The sequence below is a fragment of the Compostimonas suwonensis genome, from assembly GCF_002797855.1.
In the GTDB taxonomy this organism is placed as follows: Bacteria; Actinomycetota; Actinomycetes; order Actinomycetales; family Microbacteriaceae; genus Compostimonas; species Compostimonas suwonensis.
This window is the reverse complement of record NZ_PGFB01000005.1, coordinates 171,065-188,396: the sequence shown is the minus strand read 5'-3', so window position 1 is coordinate 188,396 and position 17,332 is coordinate 171,065. Positions and strand designations below refer to the sequence as shown.

Here is a 17,332-nt window from a genome sequence, read left to right as displayed (position 1 = left end):
AAACGATCTACCCGATTTATAGGACGAGCGACATGAAGAGAGAGATCCAATGAGTTCGATCGAGAACGTCGTCGCGAACGGCATGTGCGTGGGCTGCGGTGGCTGTGGAACCGCCACGAGCGGGCGGATTCCCATCCGGCTGACGACCCGTGGTGCCTACGAGGCCGATCTGGCCGGAGTCTCCTCTGCCGACAAGGAGATCGGCTCACGGGTCTGCCCTTTCGCCGACGAGTCGAAGAACGAGGACGAGATCGCCGACGAGGCTTTCGCCGAGCTCCAGAGCGACCCGCGGACCGGACGGTACCTGGGTATGTACGCCGGGCGCATCACCGACGACAAGGCGATTACCAAGAGCAGCTCGGGCGGACTGACCAACTGGACCCTCACTCAGCTGATCCTCAGGGGCGAGGTCGATGGCGTTATCCACGTGGGCTCGACCGAGTCGCCCATGTTCGGCTACGTCGTCTCGCACTCGGTGGACGAGCTCATGGGGCGCCGCAAATCGCAGTACTACCCGGCGAGCTTCGCCGACACCCTTCGCGGTGTGCGGGGCAACGGCAAGCGCTACGCGTTCGTCGGCGTGCCCTGCGCCATCCGCAGCATCCGTCTCGTGGTCAAGGAGGACGAGGTGCTCGCCGAGCAGATCGCCTACTTCGTGGGCATCGTCTGCGGCCACATGAAGTCGATGTCGTACGCGGAGTCGTTCGCGTGGCAGCTCGGCATTCCGCCCGAAGAAGTGGAGAACGTCGACTTCCGGATCAAGGATCCCGAGCTGACCTCGCGCCAGTACAAGTTCGGCGCGCAGGATCGCCGCACCGACGAGTGGAGCGAGAAGCAGACGCTCTCGCTCGTCGGCGGCAGCTGGGGTCACGCCGTCTTCCAGCTCGAGGCCTGCAACTACTGCGACGACATCTTCGCGGAGACGGCGGATGTCGTCTTCGGCGACGCATGGCTGTCGAAGTACGAGATCGACTGGCGCGGGACGAACGTCGTCATCACCCGCAACGTCGTCATCGACGAGATCGTGCGCGAAGGACTCGAGCGCGGCGAGATCGACGTGGACATCCTGGACATCGACACGGTCGCGAAAACCCAGGGCGGCAACTTCCGCCACCGTCGCGAGGGCCTCGCTGTGCGGCTCGCCGACGACGAGAAGGCCGGCCGCTGGACCCCGCGCAAGCGCGTCGCCCCAGGCTACGGCCACGTCGACGCCGAACGGGTGGCCCTGATCCGCCGCCGTCGTGAGATCTCGGCGAAGAGCCACGACATGTTCCTCGCGGCGAAGGAGCAGAACGACCTCGGCGTCTACATCAATGCGATCAAGCCGCTCATCGATTCGTACCAGCAGTCGACGAAGATGACCTTCACCACGAGGGTGCGCAACAAGGCTCAGCGCGAGTTCTGGAAGGTCGTGCGGCGAGTCCGCCGCTCGAACTGATCCGTCGTCGCTCGCACCACCACCACCGTCTCTGGCTGCAACGCCAACTAGAAAGGAATGTCGGGTGTCTGACAAACCGACGAACGTCTTCATCGTGCTCACCGGAGTGAGCGGAAACCTCGGCGACGCGGTCATCCGCCGGAGAGTACTCGAGTGGGTGCGCGGCACGGGCACGATCCACGCCTATCTGGGCCGGACCACCCCGGGCTGGGTGGAGCAGATCGGACTCAGGGACGGCGAGATCCCCTACAACGCCGGCCAGCGCAAGCTCTGGCTGCGGAAGCTGCTCTTCGGGCCGGGCCCGCGTGCCCTCGTCTTCGATCCGGGGGAGGTGCCGCTCGGCAAGGAGCACCTCAAGTCGGAGGCCGTGTTCCTTCTTATGGCCCTCATCGTCCGCATCCGCGGCGGCGTGATCGTGCGCCCTCCCCGGGCGGTGGGCGATTACCATGCGCTGACGGCGTGGTTCTACCGTCTCTCGTGCCGTCTCTCGCAGGTCGTGCTGTGGCGGGATGCCGCGAGCCTGGCGAAGATGCGCGTCGGCAAGCTCGTGCCCGACACGGCCTTCGGCGAGCCGCGCGTCCCGGGCAGACCGGCGTCCGAGCGCCGGACCATCCTCGTGAGCATGCGGGGCAAGCGCGCGTTCCCCGATGAGGCGTGGTTTGCTGGGATCGCGGAGTTCGCGGCATCCGGAGACTATGAGATCGTCGCGATGAGCCAGGTCGACGAAGACGAGGAGCGTTCACGCGAACTCGCGGAGAGCTTCGGCGAGGGCGTGGCACGCTATCTCCCGTGGGGCTCGCGGGGCGATGCGGAGCAAGAGCTGGCCATCCGCGCACTCTACGAGGAGTGCGCCCTCGTCGTGAGCGACCGGCTGCACGTGCTCATCCTCTCCGCTCAGGCCGGAGCCGTCCCCGTGGAGATCGCGCGCAAGCCCAAGCCGAAGGTCGCCGACCACTTCGCGACCGTCGGTCTCACGGAGGTCTCGCTCGACGCCGAGCAGGCGACGGCCGAGACGGTCGTCGAGTTCCTGCGCTTCCAGGAGACGCGGCACGACGAGGTGAGCCTCCGTCTCGCAGATGCTCACACCCGGCTCGACTCCGAGGTGCAGCGGCTCGCCACACTCATCGTCAAGGCCTGACGGGTTCTACCTCGATTACGGCCGGCCCGGTCGAGGCAGTCGACTCAGGTTGAGGCGTTCGCAGCATCCACACCGCTCCACCGGCGCTGCCGGTGGCGGCGGTAGATGAGGCGGTAGACCGACGGTGCCCAGGCGATGAGGGCAGCCCGCGCGGCCACGGCGGCCTCGCCGTGCGTGGACAGCTGCGCAACGTCGCTCACGCTCACGCGTCTCCGGTTACGTCGGCGCACCCGGTCGATCTCCGCCGCGTCACCCCAGCCCTCACGCCGGATCGACTCGTTCTGCAGAGGGATGACGACGTTGCGATAGCGGAAGCGCCGCAGGTCGGCCTTGAGACTCGCGTCGGTGCTGCCGACGGATTTCTCGGCGAGCGCCAGGCAGTCCTCGAGGTCTTCCCAGCGGTACTGACGTTGGTTGAGGATCGAGCCGGCGTGGATCTTGTAGGTGTAAAGCGACGCGTTCAGCAGGGAGACGCGTCGAGCCCGGGTCAGCAGGGAGAACATGCCGCCCAGGTCGGAGTGCGCGCGGGTCGCCGGGAAGACGGCGTCGGTGAACAGCGAGCGGCGGAAGAGCTTGTTCCAGAGGTGACCCTGGATCTCTCCGCGCAGCAGCCGCCCGAGGGACTCCGCACCGGTGATCGTGGTGTCGCCAGGGGCGTCGACGATCGCCTCGAGCGGGGTGCCGTCGTCGAGCACCTTCTGTGCGTTACAGACGACGATGTCGGCGTCATCGGCGACGGCGCGCGCGTGCAGCTTCCGGACGATGTCGCCCGACCACTCGTCGTCGCAGTCGGCGAACCACAGATACTCGCCCGAGGCGAGGGCCACGGCCTCATTGCGGGTGTGCGCGACGCCGCGCTGCGAGGAGCTCGCGATCGTGACCCCGCTGTCGCCGAAGGCCCACGACGAGATGCCCGCGCTTGTTCCGTCGGTGGAGTGGTCGTCGATGATGATGAACTCGACGGACGGGCCCGACAGGGGCGCGAGCTGCGCGTGGGCGTGGGCGAGATAGCCCTCGGCGTTGTGGACCGGCACGATCACGCTCACCAGACCGACCTGTGTCATCGGGTCTGCGCCTCGCTGCTACCGGCGCGCTTCGACGACGACGCGTGCGACCCGCCCTCGCGAAGGCCCGAGAGGATGCCGTCGACGAAGACCTGGGCGCTCTGCTCGGCTGAGAATCCGTCTCCGTCGCGCCTCGCGGTCGTCTTGAGCTCCCCGAGACGGTCGGGGCGTGCGAGGACGTCGATGACGCCCTCCGCGTAGGCCTCGAGGGAGTCGTCGGTCCAGATCGCGTTGTCGTCGTTCAGGTAGTCGACCTCGGGCGCGTGGAAGGGGTAGCGTGTGGTCGCGAGCGGCACGCCGAGGGCGAGGGCGTCCACCGCGACGAGGCCGACGCGCCCGGGCATGAGGATGACGTCGACGACGGTCGACATCCGACCGAGCTCGGGGAGCTCCAGGCGCCCGACGAGACGGGTGTACGGGCGCTTCGCCGTCTCATCCCGCACGTAGTCGTCGAGTGGACCGGCACCCGCGAGCACGAGCGTGAAGCCCGGGAGCCTCTCGTGGATCCTGTCCGCCGCGGCGAAGAGGAAGGGCAGACGCTTGGGCTCGTCGAACGCGCCGACGAAGAGGCCGACCTGCCCGGGCGTGAGGGAGAGCTCGCTCGCCGTCGTGGCCGCGAAGCCCGGCTCGACCGAGGCCTGTGCTGCCCGGAGCGCGACGGTGTCGGTGCTGTTGCGGACCACCGAGATCTTCTCGACGGGCACACCGGAGGCCGCCAGGTGCTGGGCTCCGCGGTCCGTGTAGGTGAAGACGTGTGTCGAGCGGCCGATGAGCCAGTTCTCGAGCCGCTCGTCGACCGAATTGTTGCCGGCCGTGAAGTTGCGTCCGTGACCCCAGAGCATCAGGTTGACCGAGGGGTCCAGCGCCAGACGATAGGTCTCGAGGTTAGAGCTCGCAAGACCCGCGACGACAGCCTTCACCTGGCGAGCGCGGCCTCCGATGTTGCGGAAGGTGACGTTCCGCCTGCGCACCGTGAGCCTGTGCTGCTTGATCGGCACGCTCCACGGGCCCGTGATGGCGTTCCTGCGCGAGGCGACGATGCCCTTGGGCTGATCGTGCCAGACCTCGAGGTCGAGACCCTCGGACGAGAGCCCGCGTCCGATCGCGTCGAACAGTCCTCGTCGGTACGAGGGGACGAACGGTTGGACGAAGGCGATCGTCGTGCTTTCCGGTCGAGTCATGCTCCGGGTCTCTCCTTCAATTGGTCTGCTTTGCGGGTAAAACATCGCGGCGCGCGAGTCCTTCGTAGATCGACTCGAGCTGCGCCCCCACCGCGGGGATGCCGTAGGTCGTGTCGGTGAGGGCTCGGCCGTTGCGACCCAGGCGGCGGCGGAGAGCCACGTCGGCCAGGAGGCTGCGCACGGCGTCCGTGAGCTGTTCGACGGACTCGTCGACGACGAGAGCGGCCTCAGCCTCACGCAAGGGCTCAGCGAGCCCATTGCTCTGCGTGATGACGACGGGGCGGCCGAGCGACATCGCCTCGAGCACCGACATGGGCACGATCTCGTTGACCGAGGGGAGCACGTAGACCGCACAGCGCGCGAGTCGTTCGAGGGTCTGCGATGGCGCGAGAGGGCCCTCCCAGCGCACGCGGTCGCCGAGTCCCGCGGCCAGGATGGCCTCGCGGACGGCACGGCCTTCGCCCTCGTCCGGCCCGACGAGCACGAAGCTCGCGTCGACGCCCTCGGCGAGCAGCCGCTGCGCCATCTCGACGAAGACAGCTGGCCTCTTGCGAGCGTGCAGGCGAGCGAGGAACAGCACCTCGCGCGAATCGTCGGAGGAGGCGGGCAGTCCCTGTGTGGGCACGCCGTTGGGGATGCGCGTGATGTCGAGCGGCCTGCGCGCGACGGAGACGAGGCTTTGTTCCTCCTCGCCGGTCAGGGTGAGCACTCGGGCGTTCGCGAGCACCGATCGGGTCATGAGGGCGTCGAGCGGCCCGGCGAGAGGGTTGGCCGACTCGTCGATCATGCCGTGCGTCTGCACGACGAGGGGCACGCCGGCGCGCACCGCGGCCCGTGCGGCGGGCAGGGTGATCAGATCTCGTGCGAGGTGCACGTGCACGACGTCCGCCTCGGCGAACCGTCGTCTGAGATGCGCCTGCAGCCGACGCGAGGTGAGCCCGGCGAAGCCCGTCTTGGGCACGATGCGCGAGACGGGGAAGAGCGAGGCGAGCACCCCGCCGACCTCGGTGGGAACCGTGTCGAAACCTCGGTGGCCTGCGATGAGCTCGACCTCGTGGCCGCGGCTCGACAGCTCGCGCAGCTGGTTCTCCGCGACGCGGATCGGCCCTCCGTATGCGCCGTCAGGTGTCACGAGGGTGGCGACGTGCAGGATGCGCACCTCAGCGCTCCTGACGGAGAGGGCTGCGGCGGAAACGCTCGCCGCGCACGACGGGGTCGGCCTGGCCGATGACCGTGTTGGGCGCGACATCCGTGCGCACGACCGTGAGGGGGCCGACGAGGGCCGAACGGCCGATCGTTACGCCGCCGAGCACTATGCAGCGCGAGGTGACCCAGGCGCCGTCCTCGATGCGGATCGGCTTGGTGATGAGCGCCATGTCGGTGCGGTGGGCGTGGCTACCGGTCGTGAGCATCGTCTCCTGTGAGAGCACGACGTCGCGGCCGACCCAGATGTGGTCTTGGTTGTGGAACCAGACGCCTTCGCCGATCCAGCAGTCGTCGCCGATGTGCAGCTTCCACGGGAACTTCACGCGGGTGCGCGGGCGGAAGGTCACGCCCGAGCCGATCTCCGCGCCGAACAGCCGGAGCATCCGCACACGTAGCGACGAGCTGATCTGCCAGGCATTGGTGACGAAGAGCAACTCGATGATCGCCCAGAGGTAGACGACGCCGCGCGGGCGATCCCACGCCGCTCGCTCGCCGGGTGCGTTCTTCAGCGAGACGATCGGGATCGTCTCCTGCTCTGACTCGTTCATCGTCGGAGGCCCCCCTCAGCCTTGACCAGCGTCACAATCTTGAAACGCGATTCCGCTAGTGTGCCGCTGTGGCCCACTCTCCTGCACGAATCACAATACTGGGGCTCAACTTCGCCCCGGAGCCCACCGGCATCGCGCCCTACACGACGTCTCTGGCGCGTGGACTGCACCAGCGCGGTCATCGGATTCGAGCCATCAGCGCTCATCCACATTATCCGGATTGGAAGATCGCAGACGGGTACGGCGGATGGACGAAACAAGAACTTCACAATGACGTGCCGCTGACGCGCGTGCTGCACTACGTGCCGGCTCGGCCCAGCGGCATCCGGCGTCTGTTCTCCGAGGTGACCTTCGGAGTGCGCACGCTCTTTGCGCGCTGGGAGAAGCCCGACGTCGTGATCCTGGTCTCGCCGGCGCTCATCTCGAGCGCGATCGCCATGCTGCGGGTGCGCTGGGGCTTTCGGCGCCCCGCGAGCGCCGTGTGGATCCAGGACATCTACAGCCTCGGGATCGTGGAGACCGGTGCGGGCGGCTCGCGCGTCGCGGGCATCCTCGGGGCCACCGAACGCTGGACGGCCCGCTCGGCCACCGGTGTCGCGGTCATCCACACGCGCTTCAAGGACTATCTCGTGAAGCGGCTCTCGGTGCCCGGCGACCGCGTCGAGGTCATCCGCAACTGGACGCACCTGCCGCCGTCGCCCGAGGTCGATCGCACGGCGGAGCGCGCTCGGCTCGGCTGGGGCGAGAACGAGGTCATCGTGCTGCACGCGGGCAACCAGGGCACCAAGCAGGCGCTCGAGAACGTCGTGGATGCCGCGAGGCTCGCCGATCGCGACGGCGCCCCCGTGCGCTTCGTGCTGCTCGGCGGCGGCAGCCAGCGCGAGCAGCTCGGGCGCCTCGCCGCGGGTGTCGAGCGCATCCAGTTCATCGACCCGCTGCCCGAGGGGGAGTACCAGCGGGTGATGGCGAGCGCCGACGTGCTCCTCGTCAACGAGAAGGCGGGGGTGGCCGAGATGGCCGTGCCGAGCAAGCTCACCTCGTATTTCAGCACCGGCCTGCCGGTCGTCGCGGCGACCGACGCGCAGAGCGTCACGGCGGGCGAGATCGAGGCGTCGGAGGGCGGTCTGAGGATCGACGCCGAGGATCCGGCGGCGCTCGTCGCGGTGGCCGTCTCCCTCGGCGCGGACTCGGAGCGGGCGGCTCGGCTGGGTGCCGCGGGCAAGCGGTATCGGGAGGCGGTGCTCGCCGAGGACGCGGCCATCGACCATTTCGACACCTGGCTCCAGAGTCTTGCCGCACGTAACACCGCGCGCATCAACCGTTAACCAGCTCGCAATCTGCTGAGCAGTATGCTGACAAGACAGTCGAGTGCGCACCGCGCCTGCCCATGAGGCCGCGACCGACATTTTCCATTGCGACTAGGGGGCCGCTTGGCTAAGAAAGCTTTCATCACGGGTATCACCGGCCAGGACGGCTCGTATCTCGCCGAACTCCTGTTGAACAAGGGCTACGAGGTGCACGGCCTCATCCGCCGTTCATCGACGTTCAACACGGCGCGCATCGACCACCTGTACAAGGACTCGCACGATCCCGAGGCGCGGATGTTCCTGCACTACGGCGACCTGAGCGACGGTGCCCGTCTGGTCAGCCTGCTCGGCCAGGTGAACCCCGACGAGGTCTACAACCTCGCGGCGCAATCGCACGTGCGGGTCTCGTTCGACGAGCCCGAGCACACGGGCGACACGACCGGCGTCGGATCGATGCGCCTGCTCGAGGCCGTGCGGATGACCGGCATCGAGACCAGGTTCTACCAGGCGTCGTCGTCGGAGATGTTCGGCGCGACGCCGCCTCCGCAGAACGAGGAGACGCCGTTCTACCCGCGTTCGCCGTACGGCGCCGCCAAGGTCTACAGCTACTGGGTCACGAAGAACTACCGCGAGGCGTACGGCATGTTCGCCGTCAACGGCATCCTGTTCAACCACGAGTCGCCTCGCCGTGGCGAGACCTTCGTGACCCGCAAGATCACCCGGGCCGTCGCCGCCATCAAGGCGGGTTCGCAGGATGCGCTCTACCTGGGCAACCTCGACGCGATCCGTGACTGGGGCTACGCGGCCGAGTATGTCGAGGGCATGTGGCGCATGCTGCAGGCCGATGAGCCCGACGACTTCGTGCTCGCGACCGGCGGCAACTTCACGGTGCGCGACTTCCTCGAGACGGCCTTCAGCCACGCCGGGCTGACCTGGCAGGATCACGTGAAGTTCGACGAGCGCTACCTCCGCCCGACAGAGGTCGACGCCCTCGTCGGCGACGCGTCGAAGGCCGCCGAGAAGCTCGGCTGGGTTCCCACGGTCGACACCGCGGAGCTCGCCCGGATCATGGTCGATGCCGACATCGAGGCGCTCGAATGCGCGGGCCGCCCGTGGATCGACACCGTGAAGCTCGCGAGCTGGAGCACGAACTGACCATGAGCGACGCAACCCAGGTCGTGCACGACGACCGAGACGCCGTCGACTTCACCCCGGCGCCGCTCGACCGCTCGAGCCGTTTCTACGTCGCCGGCCACCGCGGCCTGGTCGGCTCGGCCATCTGGCGCAGGCTGCAGGCCGAAGGGTTCGAGGATCTCGTCGGCCGCAGCTCCGCCGAGCTCGACCTCAAAGACCGGGACGCGGTCTTCGCGTTCTTCGCCGAGCAGAAGCCGCGTTACGTCGTGCTCGCTGCGGCGAAGGTCGGCGGCATCCTGGCGAACAGCACCTATCCCGTCGACTTCCTGAGCGACAACCTGCGCATCCAGGGCAACGTGCTGGATGCCGCGCTCGAGCACGGTGTCGATCGCCTGCTGTTCCTCGGCTCCTCATGCATCTACCCGAAGTTCGCGCCGCAGCCGATCGTGGAGGACAGTCTCCTGACCGGGCACCTCGAGCCCACGAACGACGCATACGCGATCGCCAAGATCGCCGGGATCATGCAGATCCAGGCCGTGCGGCGTCAGTACGGGCTGCCGTGGATCTCCGCGATGCCGACCAATCTCTACGGGCCGGGGGACAACTTCTCGCCGACGGGCTCGCACGTTCTGCCCGCGCTGATCCGCCGGTACGACGAGGCGGTGCGATCCGGGGCGACGAGCGTCGTGAACTGGGGCACGGGAACGCCGCGACGCGAGTTCCTGCACGTCGACGACATGGCCGAGGCGAGCCTGCACCTGCTCGAGCACTACGACGGGCCGGCCCAGGTCAACGTGGGCACGGGAACTGATGTGACGATCGAGGAGATCTCGCAGACGATCGCCCGCGTCGTCGGCTATGAGGGCGAGACCGTGTGGGACACGAGCAAGCCCGACGGCACACCCCAGAAGCTGCTCGACGTCTCGAAGCTCCGTGACGCGGGATGGACCTCGCGGATCGGCCTCGAGGACGGGTTGAGATCAACCGTCGAGTGGTATCGCGAACACACCGGAAACGTTCGCGAATAATTGGCCTGCGGGTCGCCCGCGCCTCGTAGAGTCGCGCGGAACCAAAGGATCGTGTCGTCTCCCTGCGCTATACAAGGGAACGATGTGAGAATCATGCTGTGAAAGGGGACGACCGCGTGAAGATTTCTGTGATCGGGTGCGGCTATCTGGGGGCCGTGCACGCGGCCTCGATGGCGGAGCTCGGGCATGACGTCATCGGCTTCGACGTCGACGAGGCCAAGATCAGGTCGCTGAGCGCGGGGGAGGCGCCGTTCTTCGAGCCCGGCCTGCCCGAGATCCTGAAATCGGCGACCGCATCCGGCCGGCTGAGGTTCACTTCGGATGTCACCGAGCTCAAGGGCGCGAAGGTGCACTTCCTCGCGGTGGGCACGCCGCAGAAAGCGGGGGAGTACGCCGCCGACCTGACCTACGTCGACCTCGCCGTGGAGTCGCTCATCCCGCAGCTGTCGGAGGGCGACCTGCTCGTCGGCAAGTCGACGGTTCCCGTGGGCACCGCGGCGCGGCTCGCCGCGCGCATCGACGCCTCCGGCTCGGGCGCGCTCCTGGCCTGGAACCCCGAGTTCCTGCGCGAGGGCTTCGCCGTGAAAGACACCATCTCGCCCGACCGCCTCGTCTACGGCATCCCGGAGGGAGAGAGGGGTCTCGTCGCCAAGGCCCTGCTCGACGAGATCTACGCGACCGCGCTCTCGAACGACACCCCGCTCGTCGTCACCGACTACGCGACCGCCGAGCTCGTGAAGGTCTCGGCGAACGCCTTCCTCGCCACGAAGATCTCCTTCATCAACGCCATGGCCGAGATCGCCGAGGTCACGGGTGCGGATGTGACGCAGTTGGCCGACGCGATCGGCTTCGACGCCCGCATCGGCCGTCGCTTCCTCAACGCCGGCGTGGGCTTCGGCGGCGGCTGCCTGCCCAAGGACATCCGCGCCTTCTCGGCGCGCGCGGAGGAGCTCGGGCGGGGTGAGTCGGTCGCCTTCCTCAAAGAGGTCGATGCGATCAATCTGCGCCGCCGTCAGCGCGCCGTCGACCTCGTCGTCGAGTCTCTCGGCGGCCAGGTCTATCAGAAGAAGATCGCCGTGCTCGGCCTCGCCTTCAAGCCCGACTCCGACGACATCCGCGACTCTCCGGCGCTCGACGTGGCGGTGCAGCTGCACGGCCTCGGCGCCGAGGTCGTGGCCACTGACCCGGAGGCCATCGCCAACTCGGCGCGCAAACATCCGCAGCTCTCCTTCACGGAAACCGTCGAAGACGCCTTGCACGGAGCCGAAGCCGTTGTCGTGGTGACCGAATGGAAAGAGTTCCGCGAGCTCGACCCGGTCGCGGCGAAAGCGCTCGTGGCGAACGCCATCGTGATCGACGGCCGCAACTGCCTCGACGCCGAGGCCTGGCGTGCCGCCGGTTGGACCTACCGCGGGATGGGTCGCCCGTGATCGCAGCTTCGTCTGTTTGAATAGCCCGATGACCGGGACTCCTTCATCGAGCGAGCACGCCGGCCGCAGCCACGGGGGCGGCAGTCGCAGCGGCAGCGGGCGCAGCGGCAACGGACGTAGCGCTGGCAGCCGCAGCCATGGAGGCGGAGGTCGCAGCCACGGCAGCCGCCGCCGTCGCAGGCGTCGTGCCCGCAGGATCTGGCTGTGGTCGATCGTCGGGGTGCTCGCGGTGCTGCTGGCCGGGATCGCCTGGATTGGGGTGCGGGCGTTCCTGGCGAAGGGCGAGCTTGAGGCGGCGTTGCCGCTCGCCAAGAAGGTGCAGTCCGACATCGTCGCCGCCGACGGCGCGGCGGCTGAGGCCGACGGCGCCCGGCTGACGGTGCACGCCACCTCCGCGGCACAGCTCACGAGCGACCCGGTCTGGCGAGCGGCAGAGACGCTGCCGTGGATCGGCAAGAACCTCACCGTCATGCGCGAACTCGCGGGCACCGTCGACGACGTGGCGCAGGGTGCCGTGCTGCCCCTCAGCCAGCTCGCGGGTTCCATCCAGCTGAGCGACTTCAAGCCGGTCGGCGGGCAGGTGGATCTGCAGCCCATGATCGACTCGCGACCGAGCGTCGCGCTCGCCGCCAACGCGCTGGGACACGCGGAGGAACGGGCATCGGGCATCGACAGCTCCGGGGTCATCGGCCCGCTCGCCGACGCGCACGACCAACTGAGCGATCTGCTCGGCGACGCATCGACGGCCGTCACCGCGCTCGACGGGGCGGTGAAGCTCGTGCCGGCCATGCTCGGCGCCGAGGGCCCCCGCAACTACCTCGTGCTGTTCCAGAACAACGCGGAGCTGCGGTCGACGGGCGGGATCTCGGGCGCGATCGCGCTCATCCACACCGACAACGGCGCCCTTCAGCTCGCGGCGCAGGCGTCGTCGGGAGACTTCCAACGCTTCGAGCCTCCTCCTTTCGATTTGCCGATCGAGACGAAGGCGCTCTACGGCGATGACACGACCCGCTATATCCAGGACGTCAACCTCACGCCTCAGTTTCCGCTTGCCGCGCAGATCGCCAGCGGAATGTGGCAAAACGCATTCGGCGGCACGATCGACGGAGTCATAGCGATCGACCCCGTGGCGCTGTCCTACATCCTGGAAGCCTCGGGCCCGATCATGCTGCCTACAGGGGATACTTTGTCGAGCGAGAACGCGGTTCAGCTACTCCTTCGTGATGTCTACTCGCGCTATTCCAAATCTAGCGAGCAGGATGACTTCTTCGAAGCAGCCGCTGTCGCGGTGTTCTCTGCCGTCGCATCCGGTGAAGTTGACCCACTCAAACTCATCTCTGCTTTTGCGAAGGCAGGCAACGAGCGCCGGATCCTGATCTGGAATTCGGATTCGGCCACGCAAAACATTCTCACAGGAACGACGCTGTCAGGCGGCTTACCGCAAAGCACGCCTGATGAAGAGCGGTTTGGGGTTTACCTCAACGATGCGACGGGCGCCAAAATGGACCCGTACCTGGACGTCTCGATCGCCACTGGTCAGGTCATCTGTCGCAGAGACGGGCTGCCGAATTACGGTATCAGGGTAACTCTCGCAAACACTGCGCCGCCTGACGCCGCCACTTCGCTGCCCCCCTATGTAACTGGAGGGGGAGTCTACGGAGTGACGCCGGGAAGCATCAGAACCAACATCGCCGTCTACGGCCCGCCCGGCTCATACAACCTCGGCGTCGCCCGTGACGGTGAGGACGCCCCATATCAGCCGACGAGCGACAGCGGGTACACGCTGAGCTACCTGCAGGTCGAATTGGCCCCGGGAGAATCCGCGACGTACGAGTTCGGATTCCTCGGAGACGAGCCCGTGAAGAAGAGGATCGTGATCGAAAATACGCCTCTTGTTTACAGTCTGGAAACATCCCGACTCGACCTTAGCTGTGAGAATGCTCTATGGTAGAGGTACCTCGTTCTGGGGGAGCCAGTGTCGGCGACACACCAACAAAACTATTTAGGGGGTAGTTTCTATGGCAAAAAAGGCATTCGCGGCCGTAGTTCTGGCCATTTTGGCCATTTTCGCGGTTCCTGCCGCTGCTAACGCAGCCGGCTACACACCGAGCGCACCGTCGGCCACCACGACGGTCGGCGGCTCGACCACGCTCACGTTCACGGGGTTCCCGGCCAATGTGCCGAGCACCGCCACGGCGCCTGACGCCGTCACGCTCGCCGTCTTCAAGGCCACCACGCTCTCGAAGCCGACCAACGCCGATGGCGCGGTCAGCTACACGGCGTCGGCCACAGCTCCGGGCACCTACACGATCACGGTCACGGCGGGCGGCGTCACTGCTGTCGGCACGCTGACCGTCGCACCGGCTGATGCCGGTTCGGGCAGCGGTGGAGGCGGTGGACTTCCGTCCACCGGTTACGACGCACCCGTTCTCATCATCTGGGCTGCCGGTGGCGCCCTCGCTCTCGGTATCGCCCTCGTGGTGGTGCTGGGCATCGTTCGCCGCCAGCGCGCACAGGCCTGAAGCCTGCTAGAGGGTGTTGGTAACCGACACTAAGCAACTCTTCTAGTACAAGAAGCGATACGACAGAAGGCCCCGGGAGAAATCCCGGGGCCTTCTGTCGTTCGGGGTCTTGGGTCAGAGGGTCGTGCCGGGCGCGATCTCAGACAGCGAGAACTCATGAGTCTGAAGACGCCAGCTCGCACGCACCATGGTGAAACCCTGGCGGCGGAAATGCTGCGCGGTGTCGTGGGCCAGCACCACTGAACGCGTGTGCGGCGGAATCCAGCCCTTGCTCGCATGGTACAGAGCGGTGATTTTCGGCTTTGCCTTCTCTGAGCCGAATCGGCGCGTGATGACAGGAGGAACGGTTTCGGGGGGCATCCATTAACTCCGGTTAAATATGGTTGGGGATGTTTCGATGCAATCACATCGGGTGGACGCCGTGAAGCCCATCTATGGGTGCCCCTCGTGCGGGGAGTCGGGCACGGCATCCTGCGCGTTGTGCGTGCGGCGAGTGGCGACGTCAGCCACCATCGGCGTTCGATAGTGTGGAGGCCGTGACTGCCACCCCTGCGCCCCGACTCGTCGCGTTCGACCTCGACGACACTCTCGCGGCATCCAAATCGCCCATCGACCCGCGTATGGGTGAGCTGCTCGTCGGGCTGCTCGAGGTCGCCCCGGTGTGCATCATCTCGGGCGGCCAGATCGGGCAGTTCCGGGCCCAGGTGCTCGAACGTCTGCCGGTGGCCCCGGAGGCGGTGCTCGAGAGGCTGCACCTCATGCCCACCTGCGGCACGCAGTACTACCACCGTGCAGACGGCGAGTGGCAGCTCGTGTACGCCGAGAACCTGAGCGACGACGAGAAGGCGCGCGCGCTCGACGCCCTCGAGACCGAGGCGAAGGCCCTGGGCTTCTGGGCGGACGAGACGTGGGGCCCGATCCTCGAAGACCGGGGCTCGCAGATCACGTTCTCCGCGCTCGGGCAGGCCGCGCCCGTCGCCGCGAAGTCGCAGTGGGATCCGACGGGCCAGAAGAAGGGCGCTCTGCGCGAACGCGTCGCCGCACTGCTTCCCGACCTCGAGGTGCGCTCAGGCGGCTCGACGTCGATCGACATCACCCGCCGGGGCATCGACAAGGCCTACGGCATGAAGAAGCTCGCCGAGGTTACCGGCATCCCGCTCGACGACATGCTCTTCGTCGGCGACCGCCTCGACCCCGACGGCAACGACTACCCTGTCAAGGCGCTCGGTGTCGACACGCAGGCCGTCGAGGGCTGGGAGGACACGGCCGCGTACATCGAGGCCCTCATCCCGCAGTACGGGCTCGACGCGGTCTGAGCCGGCGGTCAGCAGTCGCTCTCAAAGGCGACTTTGACGAATCCGCTCGTCTGATAGATGTATTGGCGCGCCCACTCGAGCAGTGGGATCTCGGGATCCGCTGCGATCATGCGTATCTCCCCGCTGAAGCACCGTTCCATTCGCACGCGTGCACGCGAGATGTGAGGAGTGAAGGTGATGACCGTCGCGCTGCTCCAACCGTGGGTCTCTTCCATTTGTCTGAGCCATCGGGCTTCACCTCGTGTGGTGAAGGGATCGGGGACCTCGCAGTAGACGGGGTAGCTGTGCTTCTCTGTGCAGACGTCCAACTCCGCTGCACTGTATTTTCCGTGAGACGGCACCGACACCATAAGCGCATCGCCCAGCCCGGCGTCGAGGAGGCGCATGGCCTCCTCGACGCGTTCTTCTCGCGGGGGTCCGAGCACGACCACGACGTCCGTGGGGGCCGGATCATCGGTGCGAGGGAACACGTAGACGGGCAGGCCGGCGACCGCTATGAGCGCAGCGGCTGCGAGGAGGGAACCGAATACGGTGACGGCGGTGCGAATCGGTCGCATAACCGCATGCTACGAGAGAGATGTGGCAGGCGTGTAAACGTGATCTGATTTCGGCGGAGGGAGGTGTGCGCCGAATTCATTCGACGCGGTCTGAGTCAGTCGCAGGCGGTTCCGTCTCCGTCGCGGTCGAGGTCGTAGACGTCGCTGCCGACCACGTAGACCGGGCCGTCCACGTAGGCCGGTCCGTTGCCGCTTCCGCCCGCGCAGTCGACGTCGCTCGCCACGGGAACGCAGCCGCCCGAGTAGTTCGGGTCGCAGTCCCCAGCGGGCGCGGGTTCGGGCGCCGGCTCGGCGGGTGCTGCCGGCGCCTCGACGGGAGGCGGCGGCTGACGTGTTCCGACGTTGGTGACCTCGGCGACCGGCTGCCGGGTGACCTCCTGCCGTGCGACAGTGCGAGCCGTCTCCACTCCGTCGGTGTAGGTCACGGTGTAGGTCGTCGTCTGCTCGCCGTCGACCCCACCGACGGTCACGACGGTCGTGCCGGCATCCAGATTCGTGTCATCGAGGTTGACACGCTCGAAGGGGATCGGGGCGACCTCCTGGATCTCCTTCTGCGTCACGACGGGCGTGGGCGTCGGGGTGGGCGTGCGTGTCGCCGACGGAGTGGGGGAGGAGTGCTCGGCGATCGACGCCGAGTCGAGTGAGGAGTTCATCGATGTGTTCGCCGCTCCGTACACCGGGCCGACGACGAAGGCGATCGCTCCGACGGCGAGAACGATCGCACCGATGTTGCGCGAGGGCAGGCGCAGCCACGACCGTCGACCGGTGATCGTGACGTAGATCCCGGTGAGGAGGGCGGCCAGGCCGAGAACCGTGAGAAGGCCGGCGAGCCCGCTGGTCAGGCCGAAGACGAGTGCGAAGAAGGCTGTGACAGCGCCTCCGATGATCGTCGGGATCCAGGGTCGCAGTGCGTTCGGCGGTGACGCCGGCGGCGCCGGCGGTGCGTCGCCGGCGGGCGGCGTGTACCGGCTCTGCGTCCACGTCTCCCCGTCCCACCAGCGGAGCTGCGTTCTGTCGTCGGGGTCGGGATACCAGCCGGCTGGTGTTGCACTCATGCGATCTCGTTCCGTTGCGGCTCGCCCCGAGGGAAGGGGATTCGAGACCGCACGGGCGGACACAGGCCGCTTGTGGAATATCGATGAATCCCTCGCTCGACTCGGGTGCGAGCGATCCGGTTCGATTGTCCTCACCATCGGTCATGAGCATCAGCCCGACAACAGGGGGGTAACGAAGTCTCGGTGCTGCACAGAGGCGCGCGTAACACGTGCATCGACAGTGTGGGCACGTGCGCAGAACGAGAAGACAGAGCCTCGCTGGTGTCATGCCTAAGAGGCTGAGGGCGGATGCCGCAGCAGCGCGGCATCCGCCCTCACTACTGGCGGCACTCCAATTGGGGCACGATCTCGCGGTATTGGGGGATGAGGCGTCGGCTCGGCACCACTAACCTGAGAACGCCCTATGAG

Annotated in this window: 16 protein-coding genes; 9 read left to right on the top strand and 7 right to left on the bottom strand. The window is 67.2% G+C overall.

Features of this window, described 5'->3' with window-relative positions; genetic code table 11:
* Positions 1-49: 49 nt before the first annotated feature.
* Entirely contained in the window at positions 50-1,438 is a 1,389-nt protein-coding gene (locus CLV54_RS14335; RefSeq protein ID WP_100345671.1) for a Coenzyme F420 hydrogenase/dehydrogenase, beta subunit C-terminal domain, read from the top strand.
* Between the two features lie 64 nt (positions 1,439-1,502).
* Entirely contained in the window at positions 1,503-2,576 is a 1,074-nt protein-coding gene (locus CLV54_RS14330) for a polysaccharide pyruvyl transferase family protein (protein WP_100345670.1), read from the top strand.
* A 44-nt stretch (positions 2,577-2,620) separates the two neighbouring features.
* Here the strand turns inward: CLV54_RS14330 and CLV54_RS14325 are convergent, their stop codons facing one another.
* Genes CLV54_RS14325 through CLV54_RS14310 form a run of 4 tightly spaced genes read right to left on the bottom strand, consistent with a single transcriptional unit; the run spans position 2,621 to position 6,575 of the window.
* Positions 2,621-3,640, bottom strand: a complete 1,020-nt coding sequence (locus tag CLV54_RS14325; RefSeq protein ID WP_100345669.1) for a glycosyltransferase family 2 protein — start codon at positions 3,638-3,640, stop codon at positions 2,621-2,623.
* The gene (locus CLV54_RS14320) at positions 3,637-4,821 is read right to left on the bottom strand and encodes a glycosyltransferase (protein WP_157802991.1); all 1,185 of its coding nucleotides are present in this window, start codon (positions 4,819-4,821) and stop codon (positions 3,637-3,639) included. The genes CLV54_RS14325 and CLV54_RS14320 overlap by 4 nt, the downstream gene beginning before the upstream one ends.
* Before the next feature lie 16 nt (positions 4,822-4,837).
* Positions 4,838-5,980, bottom strand: a complete 1,143-nt coding sequence (locus tag CLV54_RS14315) for a glycosyltransferase (protein ID WP_100345667.1) — start codon at positions 5,978-5,980, stop codon at positions 4,838-4,840.
* Position 5,981: 1 nt separating this feature from the next.
* Complete coding sequence (locus CLV54_RS14310) at positions 5,982-6,575, bottom strand: LbetaH domain-containing protein (RefSeq protein ID WP_100345666.1); 594 nt, start codon at positions 6,573-6,575, stop codon at positions 5,982-5,984.
* Positions 6,576-6,643: 68 nt separating this feature from the next.
* Between CLV54_RS14310 and CLV54_RS14305 the strand changes: the two genes are divergently transcribed.
* The 6 genes from CLV54_RS14305 to CLV54_RS14280 all read left to right on the top strand — a co-directional run bounded on the left by CLV54_RS14305 (position 6,644) and on the right by CLV54_RS14280 (position 13,996).
* Positions 6,644-7,900, top strand: coding sequence for a glycosyltransferase (locus CLV54_RS14305; protein ID WP_100345665.1), 1,257 nt, complete (start codon positions 6,644-6,646; stop codon positions 7,898-7,900).
* A 105-nt stretch (positions 7,901-8,005) separates the two neighbouring features.
* Positions 8,006-9,037, top strand: a complete 1,032-nt coding sequence (gene gmd / locus CLV54_RS14300; protein ID WP_100345664.1) for a GDP-mannose 4,6-dehydratase — start codon at positions 8,006-8,008, stop codon at positions 9,035-9,037.
* Positions 9,038-9,039: 2 nt separating this feature from the next.
* Entirely contained in the window at positions 9,040-10,044 is a 1,005-nt protein-coding gene (locus CLV54_RS14295) for a GDP-L-fucose synthase family protein (protein WP_100345663.1), read from the top strand.
* A 116-nt stretch (positions 10,045-10,160) separates the two neighbouring features.
* Positions 10,161-11,474, top strand: a complete 1,314-nt coding sequence (locus CLV54_RS14290; protein ID WP_100345908.1) for a UDP-glucose dehydrogenase family protein — start codon at positions 10,161-10,163, stop codon at positions 11,472-11,474.
* Positions 11,475-11,502: 28 nt separating this feature from the next.
* Positions 11,503-13,425: a DUF4012 domain-containing protein gene (locus CLV54_RS14285; RefSeq protein ID WP_157802990.1), complete on the top strand. Its 1,923-nt coding sequence runs from the start codon at positions 11,503-11,505 to the stop codon at positions 13,423-13,425.
* 67 nt (positions 13,426-13,492) lie between these two features.
* Positions 13,493-13,996: a hypothetical protein gene (locus tag CLV54_RS14280; RefSeq protein WP_157802989.1), complete on the top strand. Its 504-nt coding sequence runs from the start codon at positions 13,493-13,495 to the stop codon at positions 13,994-13,996.
* A gap of 114 nt (positions 13,997-14,110) precedes the next feature.
* On the opposite strand, the gene CLV54_RS17585 is transcribed toward CLV54_RS14280, so the two are convergent.
* A complete protein-coding gene (locus CLV54_RS17585; protein WP_157802988.1) occupies positions 14,111-14,356 on the bottom strand; it encodes a hypothetical protein in 246 nt (81 codons plus the stop codon).
* 176 nt (positions 14,357-14,532) lie between these two features.
* On the opposite strand from CLV54_RS17585, the gene CLV54_RS14275 reads away from it, so the two are divergent.
* A complete protein-coding gene (locus tag CLV54_RS14275) occupies positions 14,533-15,312 on the top strand; it encodes an HAD-IIB family hydrolase (protein ID WP_245861748.1) in 780 nt (259 codons plus the stop codon).
* Between the two features lie 8 nt (positions 15,313-15,320).
* On the opposite strand, the gene CLV54_RS14270 is transcribed toward CLV54_RS14275, so the two are convergent.
* On the bottom strand, positions 15,321-15,869 hold the full coding sequence (locus CLV54_RS14270) for a YdcF family protein (RefSeq protein WP_100345659.1): 549 nt from the start codon (positions 15,867-15,869) through the stop codon (positions 15,321-15,323).
* 95 nt (positions 15,870-15,964) lie between these two features.
* Entirely contained in the window at positions 15,965-16,924 is a 960-nt protein-coding gene (locus CLV54_RS14265) for a G5 domain-containing protein (protein ID WP_170062007.1), read from the bottom strand.
* Between the last annotated feature and the right edge of the window lie 408 nt (positions 16,925-17,332).